Origin of the sequence: Allosphingosinicella sp. (assembly GCF_036387215.1) — a bacterium.
Classification (GTDB): Bacteria; Pseudomonadota; Alphaproteobacteria; order Sphingomonadales; family Sphingomonadaceae; genus Allosphingosinicella.
The window spans coordinates 1-2,476 of sequence record NZ_DASVUE010000183.1; the positions used below are offsets into that span (position 1 = coordinate 1).

The window sequence follows — 2,476 nt, forward strand, 5'->3', positions numbered from 1 at the left end:
GCCGGTCCCGGAGCCGGAACTCGCGCCGTGATCGTCTTCGACCTCAAATGCGAAGCGGCCGCTCACGTGTTCGAGGGCTGGTTCGGTTCCAGCGAGGACTATGAAAGCCAGCGTGAGCGCGGCCTCGTCGTCTGCCCGCTCTGCGGCGATGCTCGTGTGGCGAAGGCGGTAATGGCGCCGCGCGTCGGCGCCAAAGGCAATCAATCGCATGCCGCGCCCGCCGATCCCGAAGCGATGAAGGCGATGCTCGCCGCAATGGCGTCCGCCCAGAAGGAGATGCTGGAGAAATCCTCCTATGTCGGCGACCGCTTCGCCGACGAGGCGCGGGCGATCCACCTCGGAGAGGCGGCGGCGCGCTCCATCCACGGCAAGGCGACCCGCGCCGAGACCGAGAGCCTGCTCGAGGAGGGCATCCAGGTCTCGCCCTTGCCCTTCACGGTGGTGGAGCCGGGCGAGGAGAATTGACCCACGCCGCGCCCGCGCCTAACTCACGCGCGGTGGCTGGCCCCGTAGCTCAGCAGGATAGAGCGGCAGATTCCTAATCTGTAGGCCACAGGTTCGAATCCTGTCGGGGTCACCACCCATTCCGCATGATAAGGACGGCTATGAGCGCAGATCACGATCCTGCTGACGGCGATCTGGTGAGCTCGCCTCCCAAGGTGCCCGTGCCGGACGATGTGCAGGCGGCGGTCAGGACGCTGATCCGCTGGGCCGGGGACGATCCCGAGCGCGAGGGGTTGCTCGACACGCCCGCCCGCGTCGCGCGCGCGTGGAAGGAATATGCCAGCGGCTACAAGGAGGACCCCTCCCACCATCTCAGCCGCACCTTCGAGGAGGTGGGCGGCTATGACGAGATCGTGCTTCTGAAGGACATACCCTTCCAGTCGCATTGCGAGCACCATCTCGCGCCGATCATCGGCAAGGCGGCGATCGCCTATCTGCCGAAGCACCGGGTCGTCGGGATCTCGAAGCTCGCGCGCGTGCTGCACGGCTTTGCCCGCCGCCTGCAGGTGCAGGAACGGCTGACCGCGCAGGTTGCCGATTGCATCTGGGAGCATCTCGAGCCACTCGGAGTGGCGGTGGTGATCGAGGCAAGCCACGCCTGCATGACCGCCCGCGGAGTCAACACGCCGGGAGTCATGATGACCACCAGCCGGATGATGGGCACCTTCCGCTCCGACGAACGCAGCCGGCGTGAGGTGCTGGCGCTGATGGGCTTTTGATCGGAAGCCGGCTGTTCGGCGCTTCCCGCTGGCCTTCCAAAGCTGACGCCGTTGATGCGTTCGAGCTCGAATCCAGTCAGCTTCGGCAGCTTCCGCCCGCCGGCCTTCGCCGCTTCGGACCGGTGAGCAGACAATGCGAAAGAGCCGCTCGCAGCGATGTCTCTACGAGTCGCGGAGTGTGACAGGCAAAACCCTATTGTTGAAGCCCTGCTTGTGCAGCCTTCACTTGCGCTCCTTCAGGCTCGAGCCAGCCGCGATAATGGACGATCGTGCCGAGCAGCGGGAGCGCGATCGAAACGTCGAAACGGAAGCGGCCATCCTCCTCCCATTCGCGGGCGTCGGAGCGGGGGGCGAGCGCGATGGGTAGCGGCAAGCGGCCCAGCCACCAGCGCTTCATCACCATCCTGAGCCCCTTAGCATTCGAGGGCAGGTCGAATGCGAAGCGCAGGGCGCCGAAGCGTTCGATTAGACATTGCCCGTGCTGCGACAGAATGGATGAAAAGCGGCGGCCGGAAAAGTCACGGGTCCAGCGTTCCCGACCATCTTGTTCGGCGAAGGCGACATGGAGAGGGTGGCGACCCGCAGGCGGGAAGCGGAACAAAGCTCCAGCGAGGGCGGCAAGGGGATTGCGGCCGCGTATGACCTCGGCTTCGCCGCTCGCCCCGCCATCGCGCAGCACGTCGTGCAGGTCGCGGACTGCGGGCGGCAGGGCGGCAAAGCGTCCGCCCATCAGCCGTTCGTAAAGCGGCAGCGGCAGTTCACGTTCGATGAGTTCGCTCGTCGTGGCAAGGCCGGCGAAACTCGGCTCGAAATCGTCGAGGGACAGCAGCCCGCCGGCGTCGCTCGCGCCGGGTGGAATGGCGCTCGCCGCCAGTTTCGCGAGGAGCAGCGGGACGGCAAGCGCGGGAATCTCCGGGCCGTGGCCGCAGTCCGCGATCAAGGTCCAGCGGCGCTCGATGCGCCGCCGCGCCGCGGTTCCGAACAGCCGGACCTGGAAAGCCGATCGCATCGACCCTGAGCCGCGCGTCCAATGCTGCAGGTTCGAAAGCACGCCCGCCAGCCGCTCCGGCCTTCGCAGCCAGCCCCACCGCACCGGCCAGCTCAGGAGCCAGAGCCCCAGATTGTGCCACCCTGCATCGGTGCCGGCGAAGAAGGTGACGCTGGGCGTTCCGGGCAGCCGGGCCGGGAGCAGCGCGAGGTCCGGCACGTCGGCGGTGGCCGCCAGACGGGAGCGCAGCGGCGGCGTGCCTGCG

Annotated in this window: 3 protein-coding genes and 1 tRNA gene; 3 read left to right on the forward strand and 1 reads right to left on the reverse strand. The window is 67.4% G+C overall.

The genetic code is table 11. From position 1 onward, the window contains the following. The 3 genes from VF662_RS07470 to folE all read left to right on the forward strand — a co-directional run. Nucleotides 1-465 (forward strand): DUF1178 family protein (locus VF662_RS07470; RefSeq protein ID WP_464139461.1); only part of this gene is annotated, 465 nt, incomplete at its 5' end. 38 nt (nucleotides 466-503) lie between these two features. After that, nucleotides 504-580: transfer RNA gene (locus VF662_RS07475), tRNA-Arg, on the forward strand. A 25-nt stretch (nucleotides 581-605) separates the two neighbouring features. Beyond that, a complete protein-coding gene (folE, locus tag VF662_RS07480) occupies nucleotides 606-1,223 on the forward strand; it encodes a GTP cyclohydrolase I FolE (protein WP_464139464.1) in 618 nt (205 codons plus the stop codon). Nucleotides 1,224-1,416: 193 nt separating this feature from the next. Here folE and VF662_RS07485 read toward each other — a convergent pair. Continuing rightward, nucleotides 1,417-2,476: DUF4166 domain-containing protein (locus tag VF662_RS07485; RefSeq protein ID WP_464139466.1), on the reverse strand; the 1,060-nt coding region annotated here is incomplete at its 5' end.